Origin of the sequence: Bradyrhizobium sp. Bra78 (genome assembly GCF_024519855.1) — a bacterium.
In the GTDB taxonomy this organism is placed as follows: domain Bacteria; phylum Pseudomonadota; class Alphaproteobacteria; order Rhizobiales; family Xanthobacteraceae; genus Bradyrhizobium; species Bradyrhizobium japonicum_G.
Genome location: NZ_JALJRE010000018.1, coordinates 72,023 through 96,986 on the forward strand (window position 1 = coordinate 72,023; position 24,964 = coordinate 96,986).

General features: G+C 65.2%; 20 protein-coding genes. 14 read left to right on the top strand and 6 right to left on the bottom strand.

Features of this window, described 5'->3' with window-relative positions; all coding sequences use genetic code 11:
• The first annotated feature begins 30 nt into the window (after nucleotides 1-30).
• Complete coding sequence (locus OC450_RS30780; protein ID WP_256808570.1) at nucleotides 31-825, top strand: hypothetical protein; 795 nt, start codon at nucleotides 31-33, stop codon at nucleotides 823-825.
• 44 nt (nucleotides 826-869) lie between these two features.
• On the opposite strand, the gene mutS is transcribed toward OC450_RS30780, so the two are convergent.
• Entirely contained in the window at nucleotides 870-3,608 is a 2,739-nt protein-coding gene (mutS, locus tag OC450_RS30785; protein ID WP_256808573.1) for a DNA mismatch repair protein MutS, read from the bottom strand.
• Nucleotides 3,609-3,824: 216 nt separating this feature from the next.
• On the opposite strand from mutS, the gene pcaF reads away from it, so the two are divergent.
• From pcaF to OC450_RS30820, 7 genes are all read left to right on the top strand, one after another.
• Nucleotides 3,825-5,033: a 3-oxoadipyl-CoA thiolase gene (gene pcaF / locus OC450_RS30790; protein ID WP_211383998.1), complete on the top strand. Its 1,209-nt coding sequence runs from the start codon at nucleotides 3,825-3,827 to the stop codon at nucleotides 5,031-5,033.
• Between the two features lie 52 nt (nucleotides 5,034-5,085).
• A complete protein-coding gene (locus OC450_RS30795) occupies nucleotides 5,086-5,979 on the top strand; it encodes a dioxygenase (protein ID WP_211383999.1) in 894 nt (297 codons plus the stop codon).
• A 126-nt stretch (nucleotides 5,980-6,105) separates the two neighbouring features.
• Nucleotides 6,106-6,807: a protocatechuate 3,4-dioxygenase subunit beta gene (pcaH, locus tag OC450_RS30800; RefSeq protein ID WP_256808576.1), complete on the top strand. Its 702-nt coding sequence runs from the start codon at nucleotides 6,106-6,108 to the stop codon at nucleotides 6,805-6,807.
• On the top strand, nucleotides 6,808-7,410 hold the full coding sequence (gene pcaG / locus OC450_RS30805) for a protocatechuate 3,4-dioxygenase subunit alpha (RefSeq protein WP_211384001.1): 603 nt from the start codon (nucleotides 6,808-6,810) through the stop codon (nucleotides 7,408-7,410).
• A 222-nt stretch (nucleotides 7,411-7,632) separates the two neighbouring features.
• Nucleotides 7,633-9,627 (top strand): methyl-accepting chemotaxis protein, encoded by a 1,995-nt coding sequence (locus tag OC450_RS30810; protein WP_262049258.1) that lies wholly within the window; start codon nucleotides 7,633-7,635, stop codon nucleotides 9,625-9,627.
• 341 nt (nucleotides 9,628-9,968) lie between these two features.
• The gene (locus OC450_RS30815) at nucleotides 9,969-11,660 is read left to right on the top strand and encodes a methyl-accepting chemotaxis protein (RefSeq protein ID WP_262049259.1); all 1,692 of its coding nucleotides are present in this window, start codon (nucleotides 9,969-9,971) and stop codon (nucleotides 11,658-11,660) included.
• A 75-nt stretch (nucleotides 11,661-11,735) separates the two neighbouring features.
• The gene (locus OC450_RS30820; RefSeq protein ID WP_211384004.1) at nucleotides 11,736-12,800 is read left to right on the top strand and encodes a phosphotransferase; all 1,065 of its coding nucleotides are present in this window, start codon (nucleotides 11,736-11,738) and stop codon (nucleotides 12,798-12,800) included.
• A 56-nt stretch (nucleotides 12,801-12,856) separates the two neighbouring features.
• Here OC450_RS30820 and OC450_RS30825 read toward each other — a convergent pair whose 3' ends face one another.
• From OC450_RS30825 to OC450_RS30835, 3 genes are read right to left on the bottom strand one after another with little or no spacing between them, the layout of a single operon-like run.
• Nucleotides 12,857-14,413, bottom strand: a complete 1,557-nt coding sequence (locus tag OC450_RS30825; RefSeq protein ID WP_211384005.1) for an MDR family MFS transporter — start codon at nucleotides 14,411-14,413, stop codon at nucleotides 12,857-12,859.
• A 4-nt stretch (nucleotides 14,414-14,417) separates the two neighbouring features.
• Nucleotides 14,418-15,581 carry an HlyD family secretion protein gene (locus OC450_RS30830; RefSeq protein WP_211384006.1) on the bottom strand — a complete coding sequence of 388 codons (1,164 nt, stop codon included), beginning with the start codon at nucleotides 15,579-15,581 and terminating at the stop codon, nucleotides 14,418-14,420.
• Nucleotides 15,574-16,056 carry a MarR family winged helix-turn-helix transcriptional regulator gene (locus OC450_RS30835; RefSeq protein WP_211384007.1) on the bottom strand — a complete coding sequence of 161 codons (483 nt, stop codon included), beginning with the start codon at nucleotides 16,054-16,056 and terminating at the stop codon, nucleotides 15,574-15,576. Before OC450_RS30835 ends, OC450_RS30830 begins: the two co-directional genes overlap by 8 nt.
• 157 nt (nucleotides 16,057-16,213) lie before the next feature.
• Between OC450_RS30835 and OC450_RS30840 the strand changes: the two genes are divergently transcribed.
• From OC450_RS30840 to OC450_RS30865, 6 genes are all read left to right on the top strand, one after another.
• Entirely contained in the window at nucleotides 16,214-16,708 is a 495-nt protein-coding gene (locus OC450_RS30840) for a Fur family transcriptional regulator (protein WP_262049260.1), read from the top strand.
• A gap of 35 nt (nucleotides 16,709-16,743) precedes the next feature.
• Nucleotides 16,744-17,697 carry a DMT family transporter gene (locus OC450_RS30845; protein WP_211384009.1) on the top strand — a complete coding sequence of 318 codons (954 nt, stop codon included), beginning with the start codon at nucleotides 16,744-16,746 and terminating at the stop codon, nucleotides 17,695-17,697.
• A 12-nt stretch (nucleotides 17,698-17,709) separates the two neighbouring features.
• Complete coding sequence (gene ispG / locus OC450_RS30850; protein WP_211384010.1) at nucleotides 17,710-18,993, top strand: flavodoxin-dependent (E)-4-hydroxy-3-methylbut-2-enyl-diphosphate synthase; 1,284 nt, start codon at nucleotides 17,710-17,712, stop codon at nucleotides 18,991-18,993.
• A 245-nt stretch (nucleotides 18,994-19,238) separates the two neighbouring features.
• A complete protein-coding gene (locus OC450_RS30855; RefSeq protein ID WP_211384011.1) occupies nucleotides 19,239-20,135 on the top strand; it encodes a TauD/TfdA dioxygenase family protein in 897 nt (298 codons plus the stop codon).
• 72 nt (nucleotides 20,136-20,207) lie between these two features.
• Nucleotides 20,208-21,545, top strand: coding sequence for a Rieske 2Fe-2S domain-containing protein (locus OC450_RS30860; protein ID WP_256808589.1), 1,338 nt, complete (start codon nucleotides 20,208-20,210; stop codon nucleotides 21,543-21,545).
• 3 nt (nucleotides 21,546-21,548) lie between these two features.
• A complete protein-coding gene (locus OC450_RS30865) occupies nucleotides 21,549-22,361 on the top strand; it encodes an N-acetylmuramoyl-L-alanine amidase (protein WP_211384013.1) in 813 nt (270 codons plus the stop codon).
• Between the two features lie 25 nt (nucleotides 22,362-22,386).
• Here the strand turns inward: OC450_RS30865 and OC450_RS30870 are convergent, their stop codons facing one another.
• Entirely contained in the window at nucleotides 22,387-23,997 is a 1,611-nt protein-coding gene (locus OC450_RS30870; RefSeq protein WP_262049261.1) for a Na+/H+ antiporter, read from the bottom strand.
• A gap of 45 nt (nucleotides 23,998-24,042) precedes the next feature.
• Nucleotides 24,043-24,900, bottom strand: a complete 858-nt coding sequence (gene bla / locus OC450_RS30875; RefSeq protein WP_262049262.1) for a class A beta-lactamase — start codon at nucleotides 24,898-24,900, stop codon at nucleotides 24,043-24,045.
• Nucleotides 24,901-24,964: the final 64 nt, after the last annotated feature.

Sequence of the window (24,964 nt, forward strand, 5' to 3'; positions counted from 1 at the left end):
CCCTCCAGGGGAGGGTGTTCACGGCCACCCATGTCCCCCGACCCCCACTTCATCCTCTTCCTTCTACTGCGCATGGCGATCGCGGCCGCGTTCGTCGTGACGGCGTCTGTCATCACCGAGCGTTCGGGCCCGGTGATCGGCGCGCTGGTGGCGACCCTGCCGATCTCGGCCGGCCCGTCCTATGTCTTCCTCGCGCTCGACCATGACGCCGCCTTCATCGCGCAGGGCGCGCTGTCGAGCCTGCCGGTCAATGCGGCGACGATCTTCATGTGCCTCACCTATGTCGTGCTGGCGCAGCGGCACAGTGTCGTGGTGAGTTGCGGAAGCGCGTTCGCGGTCTGGATCGTGCTGGCCTCAATCATCCGCCAGTTCGACTGGTCGCTCATCGCCGGGCTGGTCGTGAACTTCATCGCGTTCGGCATCTGCATTCCGCTGCTGGCGGGCTATCGCCACGTGAAGATGCCGCTGGTGACGCGCCGCTGGTATGACGTGCCGATGCGCGCTGCGCTGGTTGCAACCCTTGTCGCCATCGTGGTCTCGACGTCGAGCTGGGTCGGCCCCAGGATCAGCGGCATCATCGCGCTGTATCCGGTGGTGTTCTCCAGCATCATGGTGATCCTGCATCCGCGCATCGGCGGTCCGCCGACGGCGGCTGTGCTGGCCAATTCGGCCTGGGGTCTGCTCGGATTCGGCATGGCGATCGCCGTGGTGCATGTCGGCGCGGCCAATTTCGGCTCCGCGATCGGCCTCAGCCTCGCGCTCACGACCTGCATCGCGTGGAATCTGACGCTGTGGTGGTACGGGCGCAGGAAGCGGCTGGCGTGAGCTTCGGTGTGTGGGTTAGCCGAAGGCGTAACCGACCGCGTCTGTCACTGCTTCGGCAGTTTCGCCTTCAACGCATACAACGCATCGAGCGCTTCGCGCGGCGACATCTCGTCGGGGTGCAGCGCCTTCACCGCGTCCGTCAGCAGTTCGGCTTCGCTCGGCGGTGCTGCTTCGGCCGCGGCGCGCGAGGGCACCGCGAACAGGGGAAGGTCGTCGGCGAGGGCGCGCGCGGTCTGGCCGCGATCCTGGGCTTCGAGTTTTGCCAGCACCGATTTGGCGCGCGAGATGACCGCAGGCGGCAGGCCGGCGAGTTTGGCCACCTGGATGCCGTAGGAGCGGTCGGCCGAGCCCGGCAGCACCTCGTGCAGGAACACGACATTGCCCTGCCACTCCTTGACGCGCACGGTGGCGTTGAACATCCGCGGCAGTTTTGCCGAGAGCGCCGTCAGCTCGTGATAATGCGTCGCGAACAGCGTGCGGCAGCGATTGCTCTCGTGCAGATGCTCGATCGCGGCCCAGGCGATCGAGAGGCCGTCGAAGGTCGCGGTGCCGCGGCCGATCTCGTCGAGGATCACGAGTGAACGCTCGCCGGCCTGGTTCAGGATCGCGGCGGTCTCGACCATCTCCACCATGAAAGTGGAACGGCCGCGGGCAAGATCGTCGGCGGCGCCGACGCGAGAGAACAGGCGGTCGATGATGCCGATCCGCGCGCGCGTCGCCGGCACGAAGCTGCCGACCTGGGCGAGCAGCGCAATCAGCGCGTTCTGGCGCAGGAAGGTCGATTTACCGGCCATGTTGGGACCGGTCAGCAGCCAAAGCTGGCCGGATTTTTGCGCAGGTCCCGGCGACAGGTCGCAGGCATTGGCGATGAACGGCTCGCCGTTGCGCTTGAGCGCCTGCTCCACCACGGGATGGCGGCCGGCCTCGATGGCGAAGCCGAGGGACTCGTCGACCTCGGGCCGCACGTAATTGTCGTCGATTGCGAGCTTGGCCAGCGAGGTCGCAACGTCGAGCAATGCGAAGGCATGGGCGGCGGCGCGCAGGTCATCGCTGATATCCAGTGCCCTGGCGCAGAGCCGTTCAAAGATCTCGAGCTCGAGCCCGAGCGCACGGTCGCCGGCGTTGGCGATCTTGGCTTCGATCTCCCCGAGTTCGGAGGTGGTGAAGCGAACCTGTCCCGCCAGCGTCTGGCGGTGAATGAAAGTGGCGTTCAAGGGCGCCGACATCAGCTTGTCGCCGTGCTGCGCGGTGACCTCGACGAAATAGCCGAGCACATTGTTGTGCCGGATCTTGAGACCCTTGACGCCCGTGTGGTCGGCGTAGCGCGCCTGCATCGAAGCGACCACCAGGCGCGAGGCGTCGCGCAGGCTTCGCGTTTCGTCCAGCGCGGGCTCGTAGCCCTGACGAACGAAGCCGCCGTCGCGCTTGATCAGTGGCAATTGATCGTCGAGCGCGCAGGCAAGTTCGGATGCCAATTCGCGCGACGGACGTTGCAGGGCTGCCATGACCGCGGCGATCTCCTGCGGCGGCTGGTCGATCTCGCCGAGCCGCGACAGCACCTGGTCGGCGGCGATGATGCCATCGCGCAAGCCGGCAAGGTCGCGCGGTCCGCCGCGGCCGACCGAGAGGCGGGCCAGTGCCCGCGACATGTCGGGCGCGCCGCGCAGGATGCTGCGGATGTCCTCGCGCGCGGCCGAATCCGCAACGAAAGCGCTGACGGCATCGAGCCGCCGCGCGATCGCGGGTGCATCCGTCAGCGGTGCCGCGAGCCGCTGCGCCAGCAAACGCGAGCCGGCCGAGGTCACCGTGCAGTCGATCGCGTCGAGCAGCGAGCCGCGGCGCTCGCCGGCGAGCGTTCGCGTCAATTCGAGATTGGCACGCGTCGCCGGATCGATCGCCATTGTGGCGCTTGAGGCTTCGCGGGCTGGCGGCGACAGCGGCGGATGCTTGCCGACCTGGGTGCGGTCGACATAGGTGACTGCGGCCGCCGCGGCGGTGGCCTCCAACCGTGTCAGCTGCGCCAGCCCGTCCATGGTCGCGACGGCAAAATAGTCGCACAGCCGCTTCTCGGCGGTGGCACCGTCGAAGACGTCGCGGGTCAGCGGCGTCACCGCCGGCAATTCGCGCAAGGTCTGCCCGAGCTCGCTGTCGTTATAGAGCGCGTCGGTGACGATGGCCTCGTTCGGGTTGATGCGCGCCAGCGTCGCGGCGAACTCGCCGCCCGAACATTCCATCACGGTGAATTCGGCGGTCGAGATGTCGATCCAGGCGAGGCCGAAGCGGTCGCCGCCGCCGGAGGACCGGGCGCGCGCAATCGCCAGCAGGTAATTGTTGGCGCGCGCGTCGAGCAGCGTGTCCTCGGTCAGCGTGCCCGGCGTGACCAGCCGTACCACGCCGCGGCGCACCACGCTCTTGTTACCGCGCGCTTTCGCGGCGGCGGGATCCTCGGTCTGCTCGCACACCGCGACCCGGTGGCCGGCGGTGATCAGGCGGTGCAGATAATCCTCGGAGCGCTCGACCGGCACGCCGCACATCGGAATGTCCGCGCCCTGATGCTTGCCGCGCTTGGTCAGCACGATGCCGAGCGTCTTCGAGGCGATCTCGGCGTCCTCGAAGAACAATTCGTAGAAATCGCCCATCCGGTAGAACAGCAGGAGGCCCTGATGCGCCGCCTTGATTTCAAGGTATTGCTCCATCATCGGCGTGACGCGCGCGGCGGCTTCTACCTGCGGCGCGGGCGTGGGTTCAGGTTCTGGCGCGGGAATGGGCTGCTGTAGTGTCATGAGCGGCGGAAACTACCCAATTTCGTCCAGCCAAACTATCGCTTTGGCCGGGGACGGGAGGTTTTCCACGTTGTCCGCACCGCGGCATGCGTGGCCGGCGTGCGCCCCCCACGGAACAAGCGCGTATCAGTCAATTGACCTGTCGCGGGCGCCCTCCTAAAACTCCGCCGTCATTGAAGAATTCTGGCCGAACCGCGGCATTCAGGGAGAACAGCGATGCGTGACGTCTTTATCTGCGATGCCGTGCGGACCCCGATCGGTCGTTTCGGCGGCTCGCTCGCCAAGGTTCGCGCCGACGACCTGGCGGCAGCCCCGATCAAGGCGCTGATGGCAAAACATCCCAATCTCGACTGGGCGCAGGTGGACGAAGTCTTTTTCGGCTGCGCCAACCAGGCCGGCGAGGACAACCGCAACGTCGCGCGCATGGCGCTGCTGCTCGCAGGGCTCCCGGATTCGGTTCCCGGCCAGACGCTCAATCGCCTTTGCGCCTCCGGCCTCGATGCGGTCGGCGCCGCTGGCCGCGCCATCCGCTCCGGCGAGATCGAGCTTGCGATTGCGGGCGGCGTCGAATCCATGACGCGCGCACCGTTCGTGATGGGCAAGGCGCAGGAAGCGTTCTCCCGCTCCGCCGAGATCTTTGACACCACCATCGGCTGGCGCTTCATCAATCCGCTGCTGAAGGCGCAGTATGGTGTCGACGCCATGCCCGAGACCGGCGAGAACGTCGCCGAGGAATTCCAGGTCTCGCGCGCCGACCAGGACGCCTTCGCGATCCGCTCGCAGCAGCGTGCCGGTGCGGCGATCGCCGCCGGCTATTTCGCCGAAGAGATCATTCCGATCACCATTCCCGGCGGCAAGGCGGGCCCGATAACGGTCGACAAGGACGAGCATCCGCGTCCCGAGACCACGCTGGAGGGCCTCGCCAAGCTGAAGCCGATCGTGCGCAATCCCGGCACGGTGACCGCCGGCAATGCCTCTGGCGTCAATGACGGCGCCGCCGCGATGATCCTCGCCTCGGAGGCGGCCGTGAAGAGGCACGGCCTGACGCCGCGCGCGCGTATCCTCGGCCTCGCCTCGGCCGGCGTGCCGCCGCGCATCATGGGCATCGGCCCGGTGCCGGCAACGCGCAAGCTGATGGAACGGCTCGGCAAGAAGATCAGCGATTTCGACCTGATCGAGCTCAACGAGGCCTTCGCCTCGCAGGGCATCGCCTGCATGCGCCAGCTCGGCGTTGCCGACGATGCGGATTTCGTCAACCCGCACGGCGGCGCCATTGCGCTCGGCCATCCCCTCGGCATGAGCGGCGCGCGGCTGGCGCTCACCGCCGTGCACGGCATGGAAAAGCGCGGCGGCAAGCTGGCGCTGGCCACCATGTGCGTCGGTGTCGGCCAGGGTGTTGCCGTCGCGATCGAGAAGTTGAATTGAGCTCTCTCCTCCCTCTCCCCGCTTGCGGGGAGAGGGTTTCAGGGATCGTGCCATGATCATCGCGCGCGAGCAGGACGTCACGGCCGCCGCCTTGGCGGTGATGGAGCGAACCTCCGATCCGCGGATGCGCCAGATCATGGTCTCGCTGGTCAAGCACCTGCATGGCTTCGTCCGCGATGTGCGCCTGACCGAGAAGGAATTCCGCGACGCCACCGCGATCGTGGCCGAGCTCGGCAAGCTGACCACCGACACGCATAATGAAGTCGTGTTGATGGCGGGCTCGCTCGGGGTCTCCCCGCTCGTCTGCCTGCTGAACAACGGCGATCAGGGCAATACGGAGACGGATCAGTCGCTGCTCGGACCCTTCTGGCGGTTGAACTCGCCGCGGGTAGAGAACGGCGGATCGATCGTGCGCTCCGAGACGCCGGGGGCGTCGCTGTTCGTCAACGGCCGCGTCGTGGACAAGGCCGGCCGGCCGATCGCCGGCGCCGAGGTCGATGTCTGGCACGCCTCACCGGTCGGGCTCTATGAGAACCAGGATCCCGAGCAGGCCGACATGAACCTGCGCGGCAAGTTCACGACCGATGAGGATGGGCGCTTCGCTTTCCGTTCGGTGATGATGATCGGTTATCCCATCCCGACCGATGGCGTGGTAGGCCGCCTGCTCAAGGCGCAGACCCGGCACCCCTATCGTCCCGCACACCTGCACGCTTTGGTCTTCAAGCCCGGATTCAAGGTGCTGATCTCGCAGGTCTACGACCCCGCCGATCCGCATATCGACAGCGACGTGCAGTTCGGTGTGACACAAGCGCTGATCGGCCATTTCCTGCGCCATGATTCGCCGCATCCGACCGAGCGCGATGTCGCGACGCCCTGGTATTCGCTCGACCACACCTACCGGCTCGAGGCCGGCGAAGCCGTGCTGCCGCGTCCGCCGATCAAATAGGCCGCTTGTGCCAGGCACCGGGCGCAGGAGGACTGCCAAACTCGCTTCCCCAAATTAGTTATATCCTATAATGATTGACGGAAGCGTTGACCGGCCGATCCGAAATGGCCGGGGAGGAGTTCGCCCATGACATTCATCTATCCCGTCGACAGCAACAAGGCGCATCCGTTGCCGCTGTCGCCCGAGTACAAGAGTTCGATCAAGCGCGCGCCGAACAAGCCCTTGATCCCGATGCGCCACACGCTGTCGGAATTGACCGGCCCCGTCTACGGCCACGAGACCGTGCGCGAGGGCGACAGCGATCTCACCACCCAGCATACGGGCGAGCCGATTGGCGAGCGCATCATCGTGCACGGCCATGTGCGCGACGAGGACGGCCGCGGCGTGCCGAACTCGCTGGTCGAGATCTGGCAGGCCAATTCCTGCGGCCGCTACGTTCACGTCCGCGACCAGCACCCGGCCCCGCTCGATCCGAATTTCACCGGCGCGGGCCGCACCGTCAGCGATGCCTCCGGGTACTATCGTTTCGTCACCATCAAGCCCGGCGCGTATCCCTGGGGCAATCATCACAACGCTTGGCGCCCGGCCCACATCCATCTCTCGGTGTTCGGTCATTCCTTCGTCACGCGGCTCGTGACGCAAATGTATTTCCCGAACGATCCCCTGTTTCCGTTCGATCCGATCTTCAACTCGGTGCCGGACGAGAAGGCGCGGGCGCGGATGGTCTCCGCGTTCGACCTCGAGAACACCCAGCCCGAATGGGCGCTGTGCTACCGCTTTGACATCGTGCTGCGCGGCAAGAACGCCACGCCTATGGAGAACCATTAAGTGCAGGACAATGTGAAGGACAACGGGATCACGCCATCGCAGACGGTCGGCCCGTTCTTCAAATACGGCCTGACGCCGACCGGCGAATACGCCTGGAACGACGCGTTCACCAGCTCCACGCTCACGCCTGACGTTACCGGCGACCGCGTCCGGATCGAGGGCCGCGTGTTCGATGGCGACGGCGTCGTCGTGCCTGACGTCATGCTCGAGATCTGGCAGGCAGACGCGCAGGGCCGCTTTGCCGACCCGCAGGACAAGCGCGCGTTGCCGAATGCGAGCTTCCGCGGTTTTGCGCGCTGCGGCACCGACAAGGATGGCAACTACGCTTTCGAGACCATCAAGCCGGGCGTGGTGCCGGATCCCGACGGCAAGCCGCAGGCGCCGCACATTCTTCTTGCGGTGTTCGGGCGCGGCATGCTGCGGCATCTCTATACCCGGATCTATTTCAGCGACGAGGCCGGCAATGCCGCCGACCCGGTGCTCGCGCTGGTACCCGCCGACCGCCGCGCCACGCTGACGGCGGTGCGCGAAGCCGGCAAGGCGGTCTATCGCCTCGACCTGCGGCTTCAGGGCGACAACGAGACGGTGTTCTTCGACGTGTGAAACGACGGAGTTTGTTGGCCGTCCATGTTGAGATGCCCGGGGCCGCCCGGGCATTCGCGTTTTGGCTCACAAGTTATTGGTATCTCGATATGGGCCTTCACCCGCGAGCCCGCGACCTCCGGTATCGTACGTAGCTCTCGCTGCCAGTTTCCGACAGCTTCATTCAATGTCCGTTGAGGACAACGGGCTACGAATAGGACAACTCATACTGCGGGTCCTTTCATGAAGCTTCGTTTGTCGATCTCCTCAGCGATCATTCTCTTCGGCGTTCTGCTCGTCCTCGGCTTTGTGGCTGTCGTCGCCAGCAGTGCTTACGCGCTTCGCGAGCTCAAGGTTGGTGGGCCGCTCTATTCCGACATCAAGCTCGGCAATGACCTCGTCGCCGATATCCTGCCGCCACCCGCCTATGTGCTCGAGGCCTATTTGGAAGCGACGTTGGCGATGCGCGAGCCGGATCAGCTTGCTGTTCATGGCGAGCGGCTCGTTCAGCTGCGCAAGGACTATGAAGATCGCAAGGCGTTCTGGAGCACTTCCCCGCTGGCTCAGGATCTGAAGACCGTGCTTGTCACGCGATCGGACACCGAAGTGCAGAAGTTCTGGAAACTCGTCATCGACCAGCTTCTGCCGGCACTGAAGAGCAAGGACGAGGCCGCTGCCCAGCGTATCTATGCCCAATTGAAAGACGTCTACAGCGCTCACCGCACCATCATCGATGGCATCGTGGCGGGCGCCAATAAGCAGAACGCAGATATGGAGAAGCTCGCGGCCGATCGCGACTCGTCAATCTCATATGTCGTGCAAGGCGTGTCCGCCGCCGTTCTCGCGCTGATCGCTGGAGGCCTCGCGTTCGTCGTCCTCGGGGTTGTCCGCCCGATTGTCAACATGACCGGCGCGATGCAGAAGTTGGCGACGGGAGACTTGACGGCGGAAGTACCCTACGCCGCCCGTCGCGACGAGGTCGGTTCCATGGCGAGTGCGCTTGCGGTATTCAAGCAGAGCGCGCTGGACAATGCCCGGCTGCGTGACGAACAGGTACGGACAGAAAAGCAGGCGGCCATAGCCAAGCGTGAAGCGCTCTTGGGCATGGCGGAGACAGTCGAGCGGGAAACCGGCGCGTCGGTCGAGATGGCTGCTGCGGCAACGCAAGGCGTGGAGCGGACCGCTTCCAACCTTTCGGGGATCGCCTGCGAGCTGTCGACGGAATCGCAAGCCGTCGCCGCTGCATCCGAGCAGGCGCTGGCCAGTGCGGAAACCGTATCGTCGGCGGCCGAGGAGCTGACCGCGTCAATTCGCGAGATTTCGAGCCAGCTCGCGCGCGCAAGCCAGGTGACGAAATCAGCCGTCGCGGGCCGCGAGCAGGCGCGCACGACCATCCAGGCCCTGTCGGGTTCGGTGAAGAAGATCGCGGAGGTCACCGATCTCATCGGCGGCATCGCCGGCCAGACCAACCTGCTGGCGCTGAACGCCACGATCGAGGCGGCGCGTGCGGGTGATGCCGGACGCGGATTTGCCGTGGTCGCCGCCGAGGTCAAGTCGTTGTCCAACCAGACGGCCAAATCGACCGAGGAGATCGCGCGCCTGATCGCCGAGATCCAGGCATCGACTCAGGCGGCCGTTGCCGCCGTCGAGGATATGGGCAGCCATATCATCGAGATTGATGGCGTTGCGACTTCTGTCGCGGCCGCGATGGAAGAGCAGGACGCCGCGACGCGCGAGATCGCTCGCTCGATCTCGGAGTCGGCGTCCGCGGCCAAGGAGGTCTCCACCAAGATCGTCCATGTCAGCCACAATGCCGATTCGGTCAACGAGCGTGCCAGCGAGATGCGTGAGGCAATCTCCAGCGTGTCGGCGAACCTGGCGTCGCTCAAATCCGTCCTGGTCCGCACGGTCCGCAGCTCGACGGCAGAGGTCGATCGTCGTTCGGCGCGGCGCTATCCGACCGATCTGCAGGTGTCGGTGACCGACGCCAGGCAGGCCGTGCACGCGACGACGCTGGTCGACCTTTCGGAAGGCGGCGCCTGGGTTCGTTGCGCGCCGCAAATCCATGTCGGGGAAACCGGCCTGCTGCAAATCAGGGGCTTGGCGTCGGCGCTGCCATTTACCGTTCGAACTCACGATGGCGAGGCCGCACATGTTGCGTCCAGGCTGGACGCCGCTCAGAGTGCCGATCTCGCTGGCTGGCTCGCCCGCAATTTCGGCGAGGCCGTTGCGGCCTGATCGCGACGCACGAGGTAGACAGCCGGTCCATCGGCTTGACCTGCCTTCGCAGGCGACGGCGAGACGGGACTTCGACGTTCGGGATGAGGCGCTCCGGCGGTGTCAGTCGCCGGCAGGCTTTCTCATCCAGCGCAAGCGAGGCCGGTGTGTGGCGAATCACACCTGAGATCGTTCTCTTTCGCGCTTATGTGTCAGTCTCGCTGACTCAAACCTGATCGCTTGAGGGCCTACTTCCCGTAGTTTTGCGGAGCATTTCTCTTGCTGTCGCTCCCGCGGGCAAGTCCGTATTTACCGTAACGATCTAGGATCACCGAATCTGATGCGGGGCTCCGGATCCTTCCATGAACATTCGCTTGTCATTGTCCTCCGCGATCATCGCGTTCGGAATCGCGCTCGCCATCGGCTTTGCCGCCGTGGTTTCGACCAGCCTGTACGCCTTGAAAGAACTGAAGGTCGGCGGGCCGCTCTATTCCGACATCAAGCTGGGCAACGACCTCATCGCGGACATCCTGCCGCCGCCGGAATACGTCATCGAGGCCTATCTCGAGGCCACCCTCGCCATGCGCGAGCCGGACCAGCTGGCGGCCCATGGCGAGCGCCTGGTCCAGCTCCGCAAGGACTACGACGATCGCAAGGCATTCTGGGTCGGCTCCAGCCTTTCTGCCGACCTGAAGACGGCGCTGGTGTCGAAGTCCGATGCCGAGGTGCAGAAGTTCTGGAAGCTGTTGTCCGACCAGCTACTGCCGGCCCTCAAGGCCAAGGACATGGCTGCCGCCGAGCGCGCCTATGCGCAGCTGAAGGATGCCTACACCGCGCATCGCGCCGTCATCGACAGCATCGTCGAGAGCGCCAACAAGCAGAATGCCGACATCGAGAAGCTGGCCGCGGAGCGCGACAGCTCGATGCTCTATGTCCTCCTCGGCGTCTCGGCCGCCGTGCTCACCTTCATCGCCGCCGGCCTGCTCGGGGTTGCCCTCGGCGTGGTGCGCCCGATCGTCCGCATGACGGGCACGATGCAGAAGCTCGCGACCGGCGATCTGGCCGCCGACATTCCGTTCGCGCACCGCCAGGACGAAGTCGGCTCGATGGCGGCCGCCCTGCTGGTGTTCAAGCAGGCCGCGGTCGAGAATTCCCGCCTGCGCGAGGAGCAATTGCAAAAGGAGCAGGACGCGGCGCTTGCCAAGCGCGGAGCCCTGCACCAGATGGCCGAAATCGTCGAGCGCGAGACCGGCCGATCGGTCGACACCGCGAGCGCGGCGACACAAGGCGTGGAGCACGCCGCTACCGGCCTATCCGAGATCGCGAGGTCGCTCTCCGCGCAGTCGCAGGCGGTCGCCGCGGCCTCCACCCAGGCCCTTGGCAGCTCGCAGACCGTCTCGGCCGCGGCGGAAGAGCTCAGTGCCTCGATCCGCGAGATCGCGACCCAGGTCGCGCGGACCAGCACGGTCACCAAATCGGCGGTCGCCGGTCGGGAGCAGGCGCGTTCGACCATCCAGGCGCTGGCGGGCGCGGTGAAGAAGATCGCCGAGGTCTCCGACCTCATCGGCGGCATCGCGGGGCAGACCAACCTGCTGGCGCTCAACGCCACGATCGAGGCGGCGCGCGCTGGCGAGGCCGGCCGCGGCTTCGCGGTGGTCGCCGCGGAAGTGAAATCCCTGTCCGACCAGACCGCCAAATCCACCGAGGAGATCGGGCGGCTGATTGCCGAGGTCCAGGCCTCGACGCAGGCCGCGGTGGACGCCGTCGAAACCATGGGAGGCCATATCGTCGAGATCGACGGCGTTGCCACCTCGGTTGCCGCGGCGATGGAAGAGCAGGACGCCGCGACGCGCGAGATCACGCGGTCGATCTCCGAATCGGCGTCCGCCGCGAACGAGGTCTCGGCCAAGATCGGCAATGTCAGCCGCGACGCCGCCTCCGTGAACGAGCGGGCCGCGGAGGTCAGGCAGGCGATCGCCGGCATGGCGGCCAATCTCGAAGCGCTGCGGTCGGTCGTGGTCCGGACGGTGCGCGACTCGACAGCGGCGGCTTGAGCCGGCGGCTGCGGCCGCTGGCGCCCGGCAGCGCGGTTGTGCAGAATGGAGCAACGCGACGGGGGTCGGGCGCTCATGACAGATTCACGATTGCCGGAGGCGGCGGACGCCGCACATCTCACCGCGGCACTGCGCAAGGCCGGCGCGCTGGACGCAGGTGCCGTGCGCGAGGTCAAGGTGCTGCATGAGCGCGACACGGTCGTGTCGCATATCACCCGGCTCGGCCTGCGCTATGTCGGGGAATCCGCCGGCTCGCCGCAGTCTCTGATTCTCAAGACGCCGCATGCCGCGTTCGCCAAGCCGCTGGCGAATGCCGGTCGCCACGAGGTGGCCTACTACACACAGCTTGCGCCCAGAATGCCGGCGCAGCTGGTGCCGCGCTGCTTCGACGGGAATTTCGACGAGGAGAGCCTCGCCTGGCATCTCCTGCTGGAGGATCTCACCGACAGCCACGAGATCGCGAGCCAATGGCCGCTGCCGCCATCGCGCGGTCAGGCGCTGGCCATCGTCACCGCGCTCGCGCGCTGGCACGCGGCGTGGTGGGACCATGCCGGTCTCGGCGAGACCGCCGGGACCTGGGCGAGCACGGACGATACAGCCGCAGATTTGGAGACGTTCGCATCCCATTACGACCGGTTCGCCGATCAGCTCGGCGATCGTCTCAGTGAAGAGCGCCGCACGCTCTACCGCCGCTTCATCGATCAGTCCGACCGGCTGTTGCGGCGCTATCATTCGCACCGCCACCTCACCATCACCCATGGCGACGCCCATATCTGGAATTTTCTGCTGCCGCGTGCCGGCGTGACGGACACCGTCCGTATCTTCGATTTCGACCAGTGGCGGATCGGCGTGCCGACCCGCGACCTCGCCTATATGATGGCGCTGCATTGGTATCCGGAACGCCGGCAGGCGCTCGAGCGCCTTCTGCTCAACCATTACCACGACACGCTGATCGCGCACGGCGTCAGCGGCTATACGCGCGGCGCGCTCGATCAGGACTATCGCTGGTCGGTGCTCTGGCACATCACCAAGCCGGTCTGGCAATGGAGCATCAATATCCCCCCGGTGATCTGGTGGAATAATCTGGAGCGCGTGATGCTCGCTGTCGACGATCTCGGCTGCGAAGAGTTTTTGGGGTAGGGGTGCTGAACCTGCGCTTCGCTTGTCCAGGACGACGGCGGAAGTTGTGATCCCCCTTACTCCATCACCGCATGCTCCGGCCCCGCGGCCTGCTTGCGCAGAGTGGCCTTGGTCGAACCGATCAAAAGAGCGAGCGGGATGGTGCAGAGGATGAAGACCATCACCAGCTGGTAGTCGTGTGCGAAGGCGATGATCTGCGCCTGCACGCTGACCATTCTGTCTGCCATGGCGCGGCCGGCGTCGGTGGAGAGGTTGATCATGCCGCTGACGTTGGGCATCTGCAACGCGTGGTTGAACGGGTTTATGTCCTCGGAGAGGATCGCATAGGTCCGCCGCGTGCCCTGGGTCAGCTGGGCGATGACCACGGATATGCCGACCGAACTCGCGACGTTGCGCATCAGGGTCAGCATCGCGGTGCCGTCGGTGCGCAGATTGTTCGACAGCGTCAGGAACGCCACTGTCGAGAGTGGCACGAAGACGAGGCCGAAGCCAAAGCCCTGGATGACGCTCACGGTCACGATCTCCGGTACCTGGGTCAAATCGGTCCAGCCGGTCATCTGGTAGAGCGAGCCGGCGGTCAGCGTCAGGCCGGAGATGATCAGCGTGCGCGCCTCGAAATAACGCATCATGCGGCCGACCAGCATCATGGCGAAGAAGGTGCCGAAACCGCGGCTCGCCAGCAGCAGGCCCGCGGTGATGATGGGATAGCCGATCACGTTCTGCATGTAGGGCGAAGCCAGCGCCATGGTCGAGAACAGCACGAGCCCCATCACGACCATGAACATGCAGCCGGTGACGAAGTTGCGATCCCGGAATAGCGCGAAGCGGATGAACGGCGTCGAGGTCGTGAAGGAGTGCGCGAGGAAGTAGTAGAAGGCGACGGCCGAGATGATGAACTCCGCGAGAATCTCATTGGATTCCAACCAGCCCAGCTGCTCGCCGCGGTCGAGCGCAAGCTGCAGCGAGCCGATCGCCACCGCCAGCGCGGCGAAGCCGAACCAGTCGAATTTGAGGCTGAGATTCCTGTCTGTCTCGTCCATGAAGACGATCAGTCCGAGCACGGTGATGAAGCCGAACGGCAAGTTGACGAAGAACACCCAGTGCCACGAATAGGTCTCGGTCAGCCAGGCGCCGAGTGAGGGGCCCATGATCGGGCCCATCATCACGCCCATGCCCCAGATCGACATCGCCTTGGCGCGCTCCTGCAGCGTGTAATAATCGAGCATCACCGATTGCGACAGCGGCACCAGGGCCGCGCCGAACACGCCCTGCAGCAGCCGGAACAGCACCATCTGGTTGATGTCTTGCGCGAGGCCGCACAGCACCGAGGCCATGGTGAAGCCGGCTGCGCAGATGATGAAGATGCGCTTGCGGCCGAAGCGGTTGGCGATCCAGCCCACCGGCGCCGTCATGATCGCGGCGGCGACGATGTAGGAGGTCAGCACCCAGTTGATCTGGTCCTGCGAGGCCGACAGCGTGCCCTGCATGTAGGGCAGGGCGACATTGGCGATGGTGGTATCCAGCGCCTGCATGATGGTCGCGGTCATGGCGCAGATCGTCACCATGTTCCGGCGCAGGCCGGGGACCATCAAATGGGCATTGGGGCCGGACACCGGATCAGTCCTTGTCCTGGTTCGCCGTTGCCGACAGGCCTAACAGGCCGGCAAGCGAGCGCTGATGGCCGGTGTCGATGGTGGCATAGACGCTCATGCCGGCCTTCAGCTTCCGCACGTATTTGTCGGTTTCGTCGAAATAGATCCGGATCGGCACGCGCTGCACCACCTTGACGAAATTGCCGGTGGCGTTCTGCGGCGGCAGGATCGCGAATTGCGCGCCGGTGCCGGGCGAGAGCGAGCCGATCTTGCCCTTGAAGACGTGGTTCGGGAACGCGTCGACCTCGAGCGTGACGGCCTGCCCTTCGGTAACGTGGGTGAGGTCGCTCTCCTTCGGATTGGCGTCGACCCAGGGATGGGCGACGTCGATGATGGAGAAGACGGGCGTGCCGGCTGTGACGAAGCGGCCGAGCTGGATCTGCTCGACCTGTGTCGCCACGCCGTCCATCGGAGCGCGCAGCACGGTGTGGTCGAGGTTGCGCTGGGCATCGTCCAGCTTGGCTTTCGCCTGTGCGTAGGGCGGGAATTGCTCCAGCGGCAAGGCGGGGTCGCCGAGCAGCTGCGTCTTGGCGTTGGAGAGTTGCTGCTTGATGTATTGCGCCTGTGCGCCGGCGGTGACCAGAGCATTCGAAGCGTTGTCGAGATCAAGCTGCGAGCCGAAATTGTTCTTCACCAGCGCCTGCTTGCGCTCGACGTCGCGCTGCTTCAGATCGATGCCTTGCTGGGCAAGGTTGAGCATGTCGCCATAGATCTTGATGTTGGCAACGAGATTGTCATAGGTCGACTGCGCCTGCATCAGCTGCGCCCTGGCCTCGTCCACCGCGAGGCGGAACGGCACGGGGTCGATCTCGAACAGCTCGTCGCCGCGCTTGACCGACTGGCCTTCCTTCACGACCACCTTCAGGATCTTGCCGGAGATGTCGGGCGTCACCAGCACTTTCTGGGCGCCGACATAGGCGTCGTCGGTGCCGACATAGCGGCCGCCGTTGAGATAGAAGGTGATGCCGCCGATGGCGACGACGATCGGCAGCACGACCAGGAGGAGGACGCGGCGATAGCGGCGCAGACCCGCCATCAGCCGGCGGCGCGGATCGGTGCCGGCCTTCTTGGTCGGCTTGCCGCTGTCGCTCTTCTGCTCAGGCTGGAATTTGAGAACCTGGTCAGCCATAGCGCTGCTCCTTACGCGCTTGTTCCGCTCCGCTGGTCTGGATCGCGTTACGCACGTTTTCCTTGATGGATTCGAGTTGGGTGAGAAGACGGTGAGCGTCCGCCGGATTGATGCCGTCGAGCGCGTTGGCCGTAAGCTCGGACTTGAGGCCGCTCATCTTGCCGAGCAAGGTCCGGCCGGCCTTCTTCAAGTAGAGCCGTTTGACGCGGCGGTCCGAGGCGTCGTTGCGGCGCTCGATCCAGTCGCTGTCGCAGAGCTTGTCGATCAGCCGCGTCAGCGTGATCGGCTGCATTTCCAGAAGCTCGGCGAGTTCCGATTGTTTCATGCCCTCGCTGCGCTCGACCTTGGACAGCACCGCCCATTGCGCGCGGGTGATGCCGAAGCGCGAGGCCTCCTTGTCGGCGTAGACGCGCAACAGGCGGTAGAGCTCACCGAGCGTGAACAGGAAGTTCTGGTCGACCGACCCGCGGGTCATAAGCTTTGTCTCCTATAAGCTCGCATATGATAAGCAAGCTTATGATTATTTCACGGCGGGTTAGCGGGACGCTGTCCCGCCGCGAAAGCATGGCTGGTGGCCAAGACCCCCGGTCGCGCTTTGGGTTCCATCGGCGAAATGCTAGAAGTTAGGCCACATGACCCTCGCAAAGACGGCATTTCCGACGCCCGACCACGATCACGGCCGCTGCACCGCGGACGCGCTGTCGCATGCCGAGGCCGTTTGCGAGCAACGCGCGCAGAAATTCACGCCGATCAGGCGCCAGGTGCTGGGAGCGCTGCTCTCCAGCCATCGTCCGCTCGGCGCCTACGAGGTGATCGACGAACTGGCTAAATCGATGCCGCGGCCGGCGCCGATCACGATCTATCGTGCTCTCGATTTCTTGATGGCCAACGGCCTCGTGCACCGCATCGAAAGCCGAAATGCCTATCTGGCCTGCGCCGCCCACGATCATGACGCGACGTCGGCGGTGACGTTCCTGATCTGCGAGCGCTGCGGCCTCGTCGGCGAGATTCCGTCGGCCTCCTTCGCCAGGGACCTCAACTCCGCCGCGCGCAGCTCAGGCTTCGCCCCCAAATTGTCCGTGGTGGAAATCACAGGCGTCTGCGCCCATTGTCAGAAAGCTGCATAAGCAACAACGGCGCAAAGCCGGTTTTTCGGGAAGACATGTCCTCACCACAAGCCATACCGTCCACCGGGCGCCCTCTCAGTGCCGGCGCCATCGCGCTGATGCTCATGCTGTGCCTGACCTGGGGGTTCAACCAGATCGCGGTGAAGCTGGTGCTGCCGGACATCCCGCCGATGCTTCAGGCGATGATCCGCTCGATGGGCGCGTTGCCGGTGCTGTTCATCATAGGCAGCTTGCGCGGCGTCAAATTCTTCGAGCGCGACGGCACCTGGAAACCGGGCCTCATCGCCGGATTGATGTTCGGCATCGAATTCGTGCTGATCTTCCAGGGGCTGCGCCTCACCCCTGCGTCCCGCGCGGTGGTGTTTCTCTACACCGCTCCGTTTTTCGTCGCGCTTGGCTCCTATCAGGTGCTCGGCGAGCGGCTCGGCGGCACGCAATGGCTGGGGCTCGCCATCAGCTTTGCCGGCGTCGCGCTCGCCATCGGCGTGCCGCAGCCCAATGTCGATTCCCACGTTCTGCTCGGCGACCTCATGATCGTCGGCGGCGCGGCGCTGTGGGCTGCGACCACACTGGTTGCCAAGAGCACGCGGCTGCGCTTCGCCGCGCCCGAGAAGGCGCTGGGCTATCAGGTCGCGACCTCGATCCCGATCCTGGGGCTGGCAGCCTGGCTGTTCGGCGAATCCATAACCCACACGCCGTCCCCGCTGTCGCTCGGCCTGATGGCCTTTCAGGCGATCTGGGTGGTGGGAACCACGTTCACGCTTTGGTTCGCGTTGGTGAAGACCTATTCGGCCAGCAAATTGTCGGCTTTTACCTTCATCACCCCTTTGTTTGGCGTGGTGGGTAGCTATTTCATCATGCACGACACCTTGAGCCTGACTTTCGGGGCGGCGGCCGTCCTTGTAATTGCTGGGCTTTTTCTGGTTAACCGTCCCAGCCGAACGGCTGTGGCGCCGCCTGATGCATTGCTGAACGTCACCAAAACCTGATATTTGGACGCCATGAACAAGCTCGAAAACCCCATCGATTCCGACGTCGCGGGCCCCGCGCCCCGGCACAGGACCACCCAGGTCAAGGTCGGCGACGTCGCCGTCGGCGGCGGTGCGCCGATCGTCGTGCAGTCGATGACCAACACCGACACCGCCGATATCGACGGCACCATCGCCCAGGTCGCAGCGCTCGCGCGCGCCGGATCCGAAATGGTCCGCATCACGGTCGACCGTGAGGAGGCCGCTGCCGCCGTTCCGCACATCCGCGACGGCCTGCTCAAGCGAGGCATCACCACGCCTCTGATCGGCGACTTCCATTATATCGGCCACAAGCTGCTCGCCGCCTATCCGGCCTGCGCCGAGGCGCTCGCCAAATATCGCATCAATCCCGGCAATGTCGGCTTCAAGGACAAGCGCGACACCCAGTTCGCCGACATCATCGAGATCGCGAACAAGAACAGCAAGCCGGTGCGCATCGGCGCCAATTGGGGCTCGCTCGACCAGGAACTGCTGACCAAGCTGATGGACGAGAACGCCGCGTCCGCCAACCCGCGCGACGTGCGCGCGGTGACGCGCGAGGCCATGGTGCAGTCCGCGCTGCTCTCGGCCGCGCGTGCCGAAGAGCTCGGCATGCCTAAGGACCGCATCATTCTGTCCGCAAAGGTCTCGGCGGTGCAGGATCTCATCGCGGTCTATCAGGATCTTGCCAGCCGCTCCGACTATGCGATTCATCTCGGTCTGACCGAAGCCGGCATGGGCACCAAGGGCATCGTGGCGTCCTCGGCCGCGCTCGGCATCCTGCTGCAGCAGGGCATCGGCGACACCATCCGCATCTCGCTGACCCCGGAGCCGGGCGGCGATCGCACCCGCGAGGTGCAGGTCGGCCAGGAGCTCTTGCAGACCATGGGTTTTCGCACCTTCGTGCCGCTGGTCGCGGCCTGCCCCGGTTGCGGCCGCACCACCTCGACCACGTTCCAGGAGCTGGCGCGCTCGATCCAGGATTTCATCCGCGACGAGATGCCGGCCTGGAAGACGAAATATCCCGGCGTGGAAGAACTCAACGTCGCGGTGATGGGTTGCATCGTCAACGGCCCCGGCGAATCCAAGCATGCCAATATCGGCATCTCGCTTCCGGGCACGGGCGAAGCGCCGGCCGCCCCGGTGTTCGTCGACGGCAAGAAGTTCCGCACGCTGCGCGGCCCGACCATCTCCGCCGACTTCAAGGCGCTCGTGATCGATTACATCGACCAGCGCTACGGCCAGGGCGCCAAGGTGCCGGTGACCGCGGCGGAGTGATTTCACTCAGCTGTAGCCCGCGCTCTGCTCGTCGCCCCCGCGAAGGCGGGGGCTCGTAACCACAGGCCGTTGTGGTTATGGTGAACTGTCACTCCGAATCATCGTCAAACCCAATTCTGTGGTTATGGGTCCCGGGCTCGCGCTTTGCGCGCCCCGGGACGACGGCTGTGCTTGCAGCGCAGATTGCGTATCTGTCACCGCGCGCTACGATGGCTCTCAATCAACAATGATTGGGAGCAACACCCATGAGCTCACTCGCCGGCAAGCAGGGCCCGCGCTACCGCCACACGGCGGAAGACGGCACGCCTTACGAAACCATCGCGGTCGAAAAGCTGACCCCTATCATCGGCGCGGAAATATCCGGCGTAGACATCGGCAAGCTCGTCTCGGACGATGCCCGCTCCAACCGGCAGATGGACGAGATCCACCGCGCGCTGGCCGAAAACCTCGTCATCTTCTTGCGCGACCAGCACATCACGCCGCAGCAGCATCTCGCCTTCGGCCGCAAGTTCGGCGAGCTGCATTTCCATCCCGCCGCCCCGCACGAGGACGAAGACCCGGCGCTGATGAAGATCTATGCTGATGCGAACTCGCCGCGTGCCAATGGCGAGGGCTGGCATTCCGACGTGTCCTGCGATCTCGAGCCGCCGATGGGATCGATCCTCTACATCAAGCAATGCCCGCCGCGCGGCGGCGACACGCTGTTCGCCAACATGTATGCGGCCTATGAGGCGCTGTCGGATCGGATGAAGGCCTATCTCGACGGGCTGACTGCGCTGCACGACGGCGAGCCGATCTATCGCGGGCTCTACGCCAATTACGGCGTCGCCGACCGTCCATCCTATCCGAGTGCCGAGCATCCCGTGGTGCGCACGCATCCGGTCACGGCTAAGAAGGCGCTCTACGTCAATCGCGGCTTCACCCGCCACATCAACGGCGTCCCGCGCGACGAGAGCGACGCGATGCTTGCCTACCTCTATCAGCACGCGGAAAACCCGCTATTCCAGTGCCGCTTCCGCTGGACCGAGAACGCCATCGCGTTCTGGGACAACCGCTGCACCCAGCACCGCGCAATGTGGGACTATTGGCCCCATACGCGGTCCGGCACGCGGGTGACGGTGAAGGGCGAGAGGCCGGTGTAGACGCCGCTTCTTGCGTTGACGTCCTCCTGCTCCCGCGCCAATCTTCCCAAAAACAAATCGGGGGGATCAGCCATGCTCCGAGCCGAGGACAACAAGTTCCTGACCGAGTCCGGCCCTGGAACGGGCATGGGCGAATTGTTGCGCCGCTTCTGGATTCCCGTGCTCCTGTCGAAGGAGCTTCCCGAACCCGATGGCGAGCCGAAGAAGATCATCGTCCTCGGCGAGGAGCTGCTCGCCTTCCGCGACTCACGCGGCGTCGTCGGAATCATCGACCAGTACTGCCCGCATCGCGGCGCCAATCTCTGGCTCGGGCGCAATGAAGAATGCGGCATCCGCTGCGTCTATCACGGCTGGAAGTTCGATACCGAAGGTCGCTGCGTCGACATGCCGACCTCCTATCCCGATCTCAACGCCAAGGATCTCATCCGCATCAAGTCCTATCCGGTGCGCGAATGGGGCGAGATGATCTGGGCCTATATGGGCCCCGCGAATGCGATGCCCGAGCTGCCCGATCTCGAAATGGCGCTGCTGCCGTCCTCGCACCGCTACGTCAGCAAGAAATGGCAGGATTGCAACTGGGTGCAGGCGCTGGAAGGCTCGATCGACACCGCGCACTTCACCTTCGCGCATCTCTCCTTCGACAAGGAGGAGAACGAGATTCTGGACATCAAGAAGCATTTCGTGAACCCGATCGCGCGGATGTCGAGCGATCACATGCGCTGGATCGCGGAGGACCCGCGGCCGGTGATCAAGATCGCCCCGCACGACGCCGGCCTCACCATCGCAGGCGGCCGGCTCACCGGCGGCGACAACATCTACTGGCGCATCGCGCAGTTCCTGATGCCGTTCCACGCCTATGCGCCGAGCGCGATGCCGGGCGAGAACATCTTTGGCCAGACCTTCGTTCCGGTCACGGACACCAATTGCTGGATCTACACTTATGCCTGGAATCCGGACCGTCGACTGACGCAAGCCGAGCGCGACGCCTTCGACCGAGGCAATGGCGTGATCGCGGAAGTCGACGACAATTACGTTCCACTGCGCCACAAGGGCAACGACTATCTGATCGACCGCAAGCTGCAGAAGACCAGGAGCTATACCGGCATCAAGGGCGTCTCCGAACAGGACGCCGCCGTGCAGGATAGTCAGGGCCCGATTGCCGACCGCACCCGTGAGCATCTCGGCCCGACCGATCTCGGCATCATGCATTTCCGCAAGACAGTGATGGAGCTGGCGCGTGCGCTCCAGCAGGGCGTGCCGCCGCCGCAGGCTGCGCATCAGGATCGCTACGCCGTGCGCTCCGGCGCCTGCGTCACCAGCAAGGCCAAGGACCTGCCCGCGGTGATGCTGGAACGCTTTGGCGACGTCGCGGGATTCGTCGGCCACCCCAGGATTGCGGCAGCGGAGTAGGACTTGAGGCGATCGCGGAGCATCATCGCAATTCTCGTCTCGCCGCTCGTCGCGTCGATCGTGCTGTCGCCGCTCGGCAGCGGTCAAGCCGTTGCGCTGCGAAAAATGGTAAAACCGAAGCCGACGCAATCCGCGGCCAAATGCGAGATGTCGAAATTCCGGATCGTCGTGGATGTCGGGCACACGCCGGACTCCTACGGCGCGTTGAGCGCGCGCAACGACACGGAGTTCGGCTTCAATTTCCGGCTTGCAAGGTTGATCACGGGCAAGCTCAAGTCCGAAGGCTTTGGCGCAACCCGCCTGCTCGTCACGGACGGCAAGGCGCGGCCGAGCCTGTTCAAGCGCGTCAGTGCCGCGAATGACGGCCGGGCCGATCTCTTCCTGTCGATCCATCACGATTCGGTGCCGGACAAGCTGCTCGAGACGTGGGAGTTCGATGGCGCGAACAGCTATTTCAGCGACCGGTTTTCAGGCCATTCGCTGTTCGTGTCGGAGCGGAATCCGCACTTCGCCACCAGCCTGATGCTGGCCCGGATGATCGGCAGGCAGTTGAAGGAGCAGGGACTGCATTATGCCAGCCAATACACCCTGCCGGTGATGGGCCGCTACCGGCGTCAGCTGCTCGACAAGGATGTCGGCGTCTACCGTTACGACGGGCTCGTCGTGCTGTCGCAAACCCGCAGCGCCGCTGTGCTGCTGGAGGCCGGCTCGATCATCAACCGCGACGAGGAAATGACGATGAACTCGCAGGAGCGACAGGACCAGATTGCGGACGCCGTGGCGGTAGCGGCGCGGGAGTTTTGCGGGAAGCGGTAGTCGGCTTTGCTTGCGATGACAGAAGCTACAGCGGTGTCCCCCGATACTCCCGGTTCGCCAAACTCGCTTCCTCCAGATCCAGATCGCGCTCGATCCGCCGACGCGTCTCGTCGGTGATCTGGCCGTCGCGCAGCAGGTCGTGGATGAATTTGCGCTCGGCGGCGATCAGGTCGCGGGTCAGCGCGGTGCCGGCGGCGGAAACGTCATGGTGGGTGGGATCGAGCGAATCGGGAAGCTGGTTGACGCGGATCTCGTGGCGCGCGCGCAGGAGCCGCATCACCTCGTCCGACATGTCCTTTTCCCCGGTCAGCGCGTCGAGCGACTTCAGCGCCGCGTCGAGGGCCTGGCGCCGGGCCGCGATTTCGGCCTCGTGCTCGGCGACATGCTCGTTGCGGCCGGCGTCCGCGACGCCGAGCCAGCGCACCACCGGTGGCAGCGTCAAGCCGACCCCGATCAGCGTGACGAAAATGACGCCGAAGGCGACGAACAGGATCAGGTCGCGAAACGGAAACGCCTCGCCGCCCGGCAGCGTGAACGGCAGCGCCAGCGCTGCCGCCAGCGACACGGCGCCGCGCACGCCGGTGAACGCGAGCACGAACGGCCATTGCCATGGCGGCGACGGGTCGCGCGCGCGCAGCGACTTGCTGAGCATCCGCGGCAGATAGGTCGCGGGATAGAGCCAGGCGAAGCGTGCGATCACGACGACCGCCAGCACCACGGCGGTCGCGATCATGATGTCGTCGAGCGGAAACGCCTTCGACTTCTCGTAGAGCGCGCGCATCTGGAATCCGGTGAGCAGGAACAGCAAGCCCTCGATGAGATAGATCACGAGGTCCCAGAAGAAGATGCCTTGCAGCCGGGTCGATGCCGAGATCAGCAGCGGGCCGTTCCAGCTCACATAGAGGCCGCAGGCGACCGTGGCGATCACGCCGGAGCCGCCGAGATGCTCGGGCAGCCAGTAGGAGACGTAGGGCGTGATCAGCGACAGTGTCAGCTCGACCTGTGGATCCCCCGACCATTTGCGGAAGCGCAAGGAGAGCCAGCCGACGCCGATGCCGAAGGCGATCTCGCCGGCGATAATGAGCAGAAACTCGCCGCCCGCCAGAGGCAGCGAGAAATTCCCGACCATGATCGCGGCGAGCGCGAAGCGGTAGAGGATCAGCGCGGTGGCGTCGTTGGCGAGCCCTTCGCCTTCGAGGATGACCATGAGCCTGCGCGGCAGGTGCAGTCGCCGCGCGATTGCGAGCGGCGCCACCACGTCCGGCGGCGCGACGATGGCCCCCAGCAGGAATCCGACCGTCCAGGGCAGCCCGATCATATAATGAGTGGCGGCCGCCACCAGTGCTGCGGTGAAGATCACCGCGCCGACCGCGAGCAGCACGATCGGGCGCAGATTGTTCCTGAACTCGCGCCAGCTCATGGCGACGCTGGCCGAGTAGATCAGCGGCGGCAGCACCATCAGCAGCACCAGTTCCGGCGGCAGTTCGACCGGCGGCATGCCCGGCACGAAGGCGAGGCCGACGCCGGAGAGCATCAGGAGAATGGCGGGCGCGATGTTGAAGCGGCGCGCGACAAGTGCCGTGCCCGCCAGCACGGCGAGCAGGATGAGAAAGGTCTGAAATTTAGCGGCGATCATGGCCTGTCTTGGCCCGGAAGCAACCGCAAGGTCAATGCGCGCGGCTCACGCCAGCCGCTCGGCCACCATGCGGCCGATGCGGGCGAACACGGCTTCGATCCGTGCCGCACTCGGCGTGCCGCCCTGGGTATAGGCCACGATCAGGACCGGTGTATCCGGCTTGGGCCAGACCACCGCGATATCGCCCGAGGCGTCCTTGCCGTTGTTGCCGGTCTTGTCGCCGATCTTCCAGCTCGCGGGGAGCCCGCCGCGCAGCCGGTTCGCGCCGGTCTTGCAGCCCACCATCCATTCGGTGAGTTGAGCACGCGAGGCCGGCGACAGCGCCTCGCCCGTCACCAGCCGGCGCAGATTGCCGGCCATCGCCACCGGCGTCGTCGTGTCATGGGGATCGCCCGGCGGGGAACGGTTGAGCTCGGGCTCGTTGTGGTCGAGCCGCGAGGTGGCGTCGCCAAGCGACCGCCAGAACGCGGTGAGTGCGGCCGGACCGCCGATCCGCGCCAGCAGCAAATTGGCACAGGTGTTGTCGCTGAGCTCGATGATCGCCTTGCACATGTCGGCGACCGACATCGCACCGGCCGCGAGATTCTGCTTGGCGACCGGCGCGTAGTCCAGAAGATCGGCCTGGCCGTAAGGGATCATGGCCGCAAGCTGCTCCTCGCCGCGATCGACCCGCGCCAGCACGCAGGCCGCGAGCGAGGCCTTGAAGGTCGAGCACATGACGAACCGCTCGTCGGCGCGCCAGGCGATCGTCGCGCCGGTCGCAAGGTTCTCCGCATAGACCCCGATCCGGCCGCCGCTGTCGCGCTCATAGGCCTCGAGTTCCGGCAGCGTCTCCGCGGCGAGCGCGGGAGAGGCGGCAAACCAGCACAGCGAGGCGAGCAGAGAACGGCGGTCGAGAGGCATGGGGGGCCTTTTGAGAGAGACGGGCAGGTGGAGATGCGGTGTGCACGCCATCCGTGCAACGAGT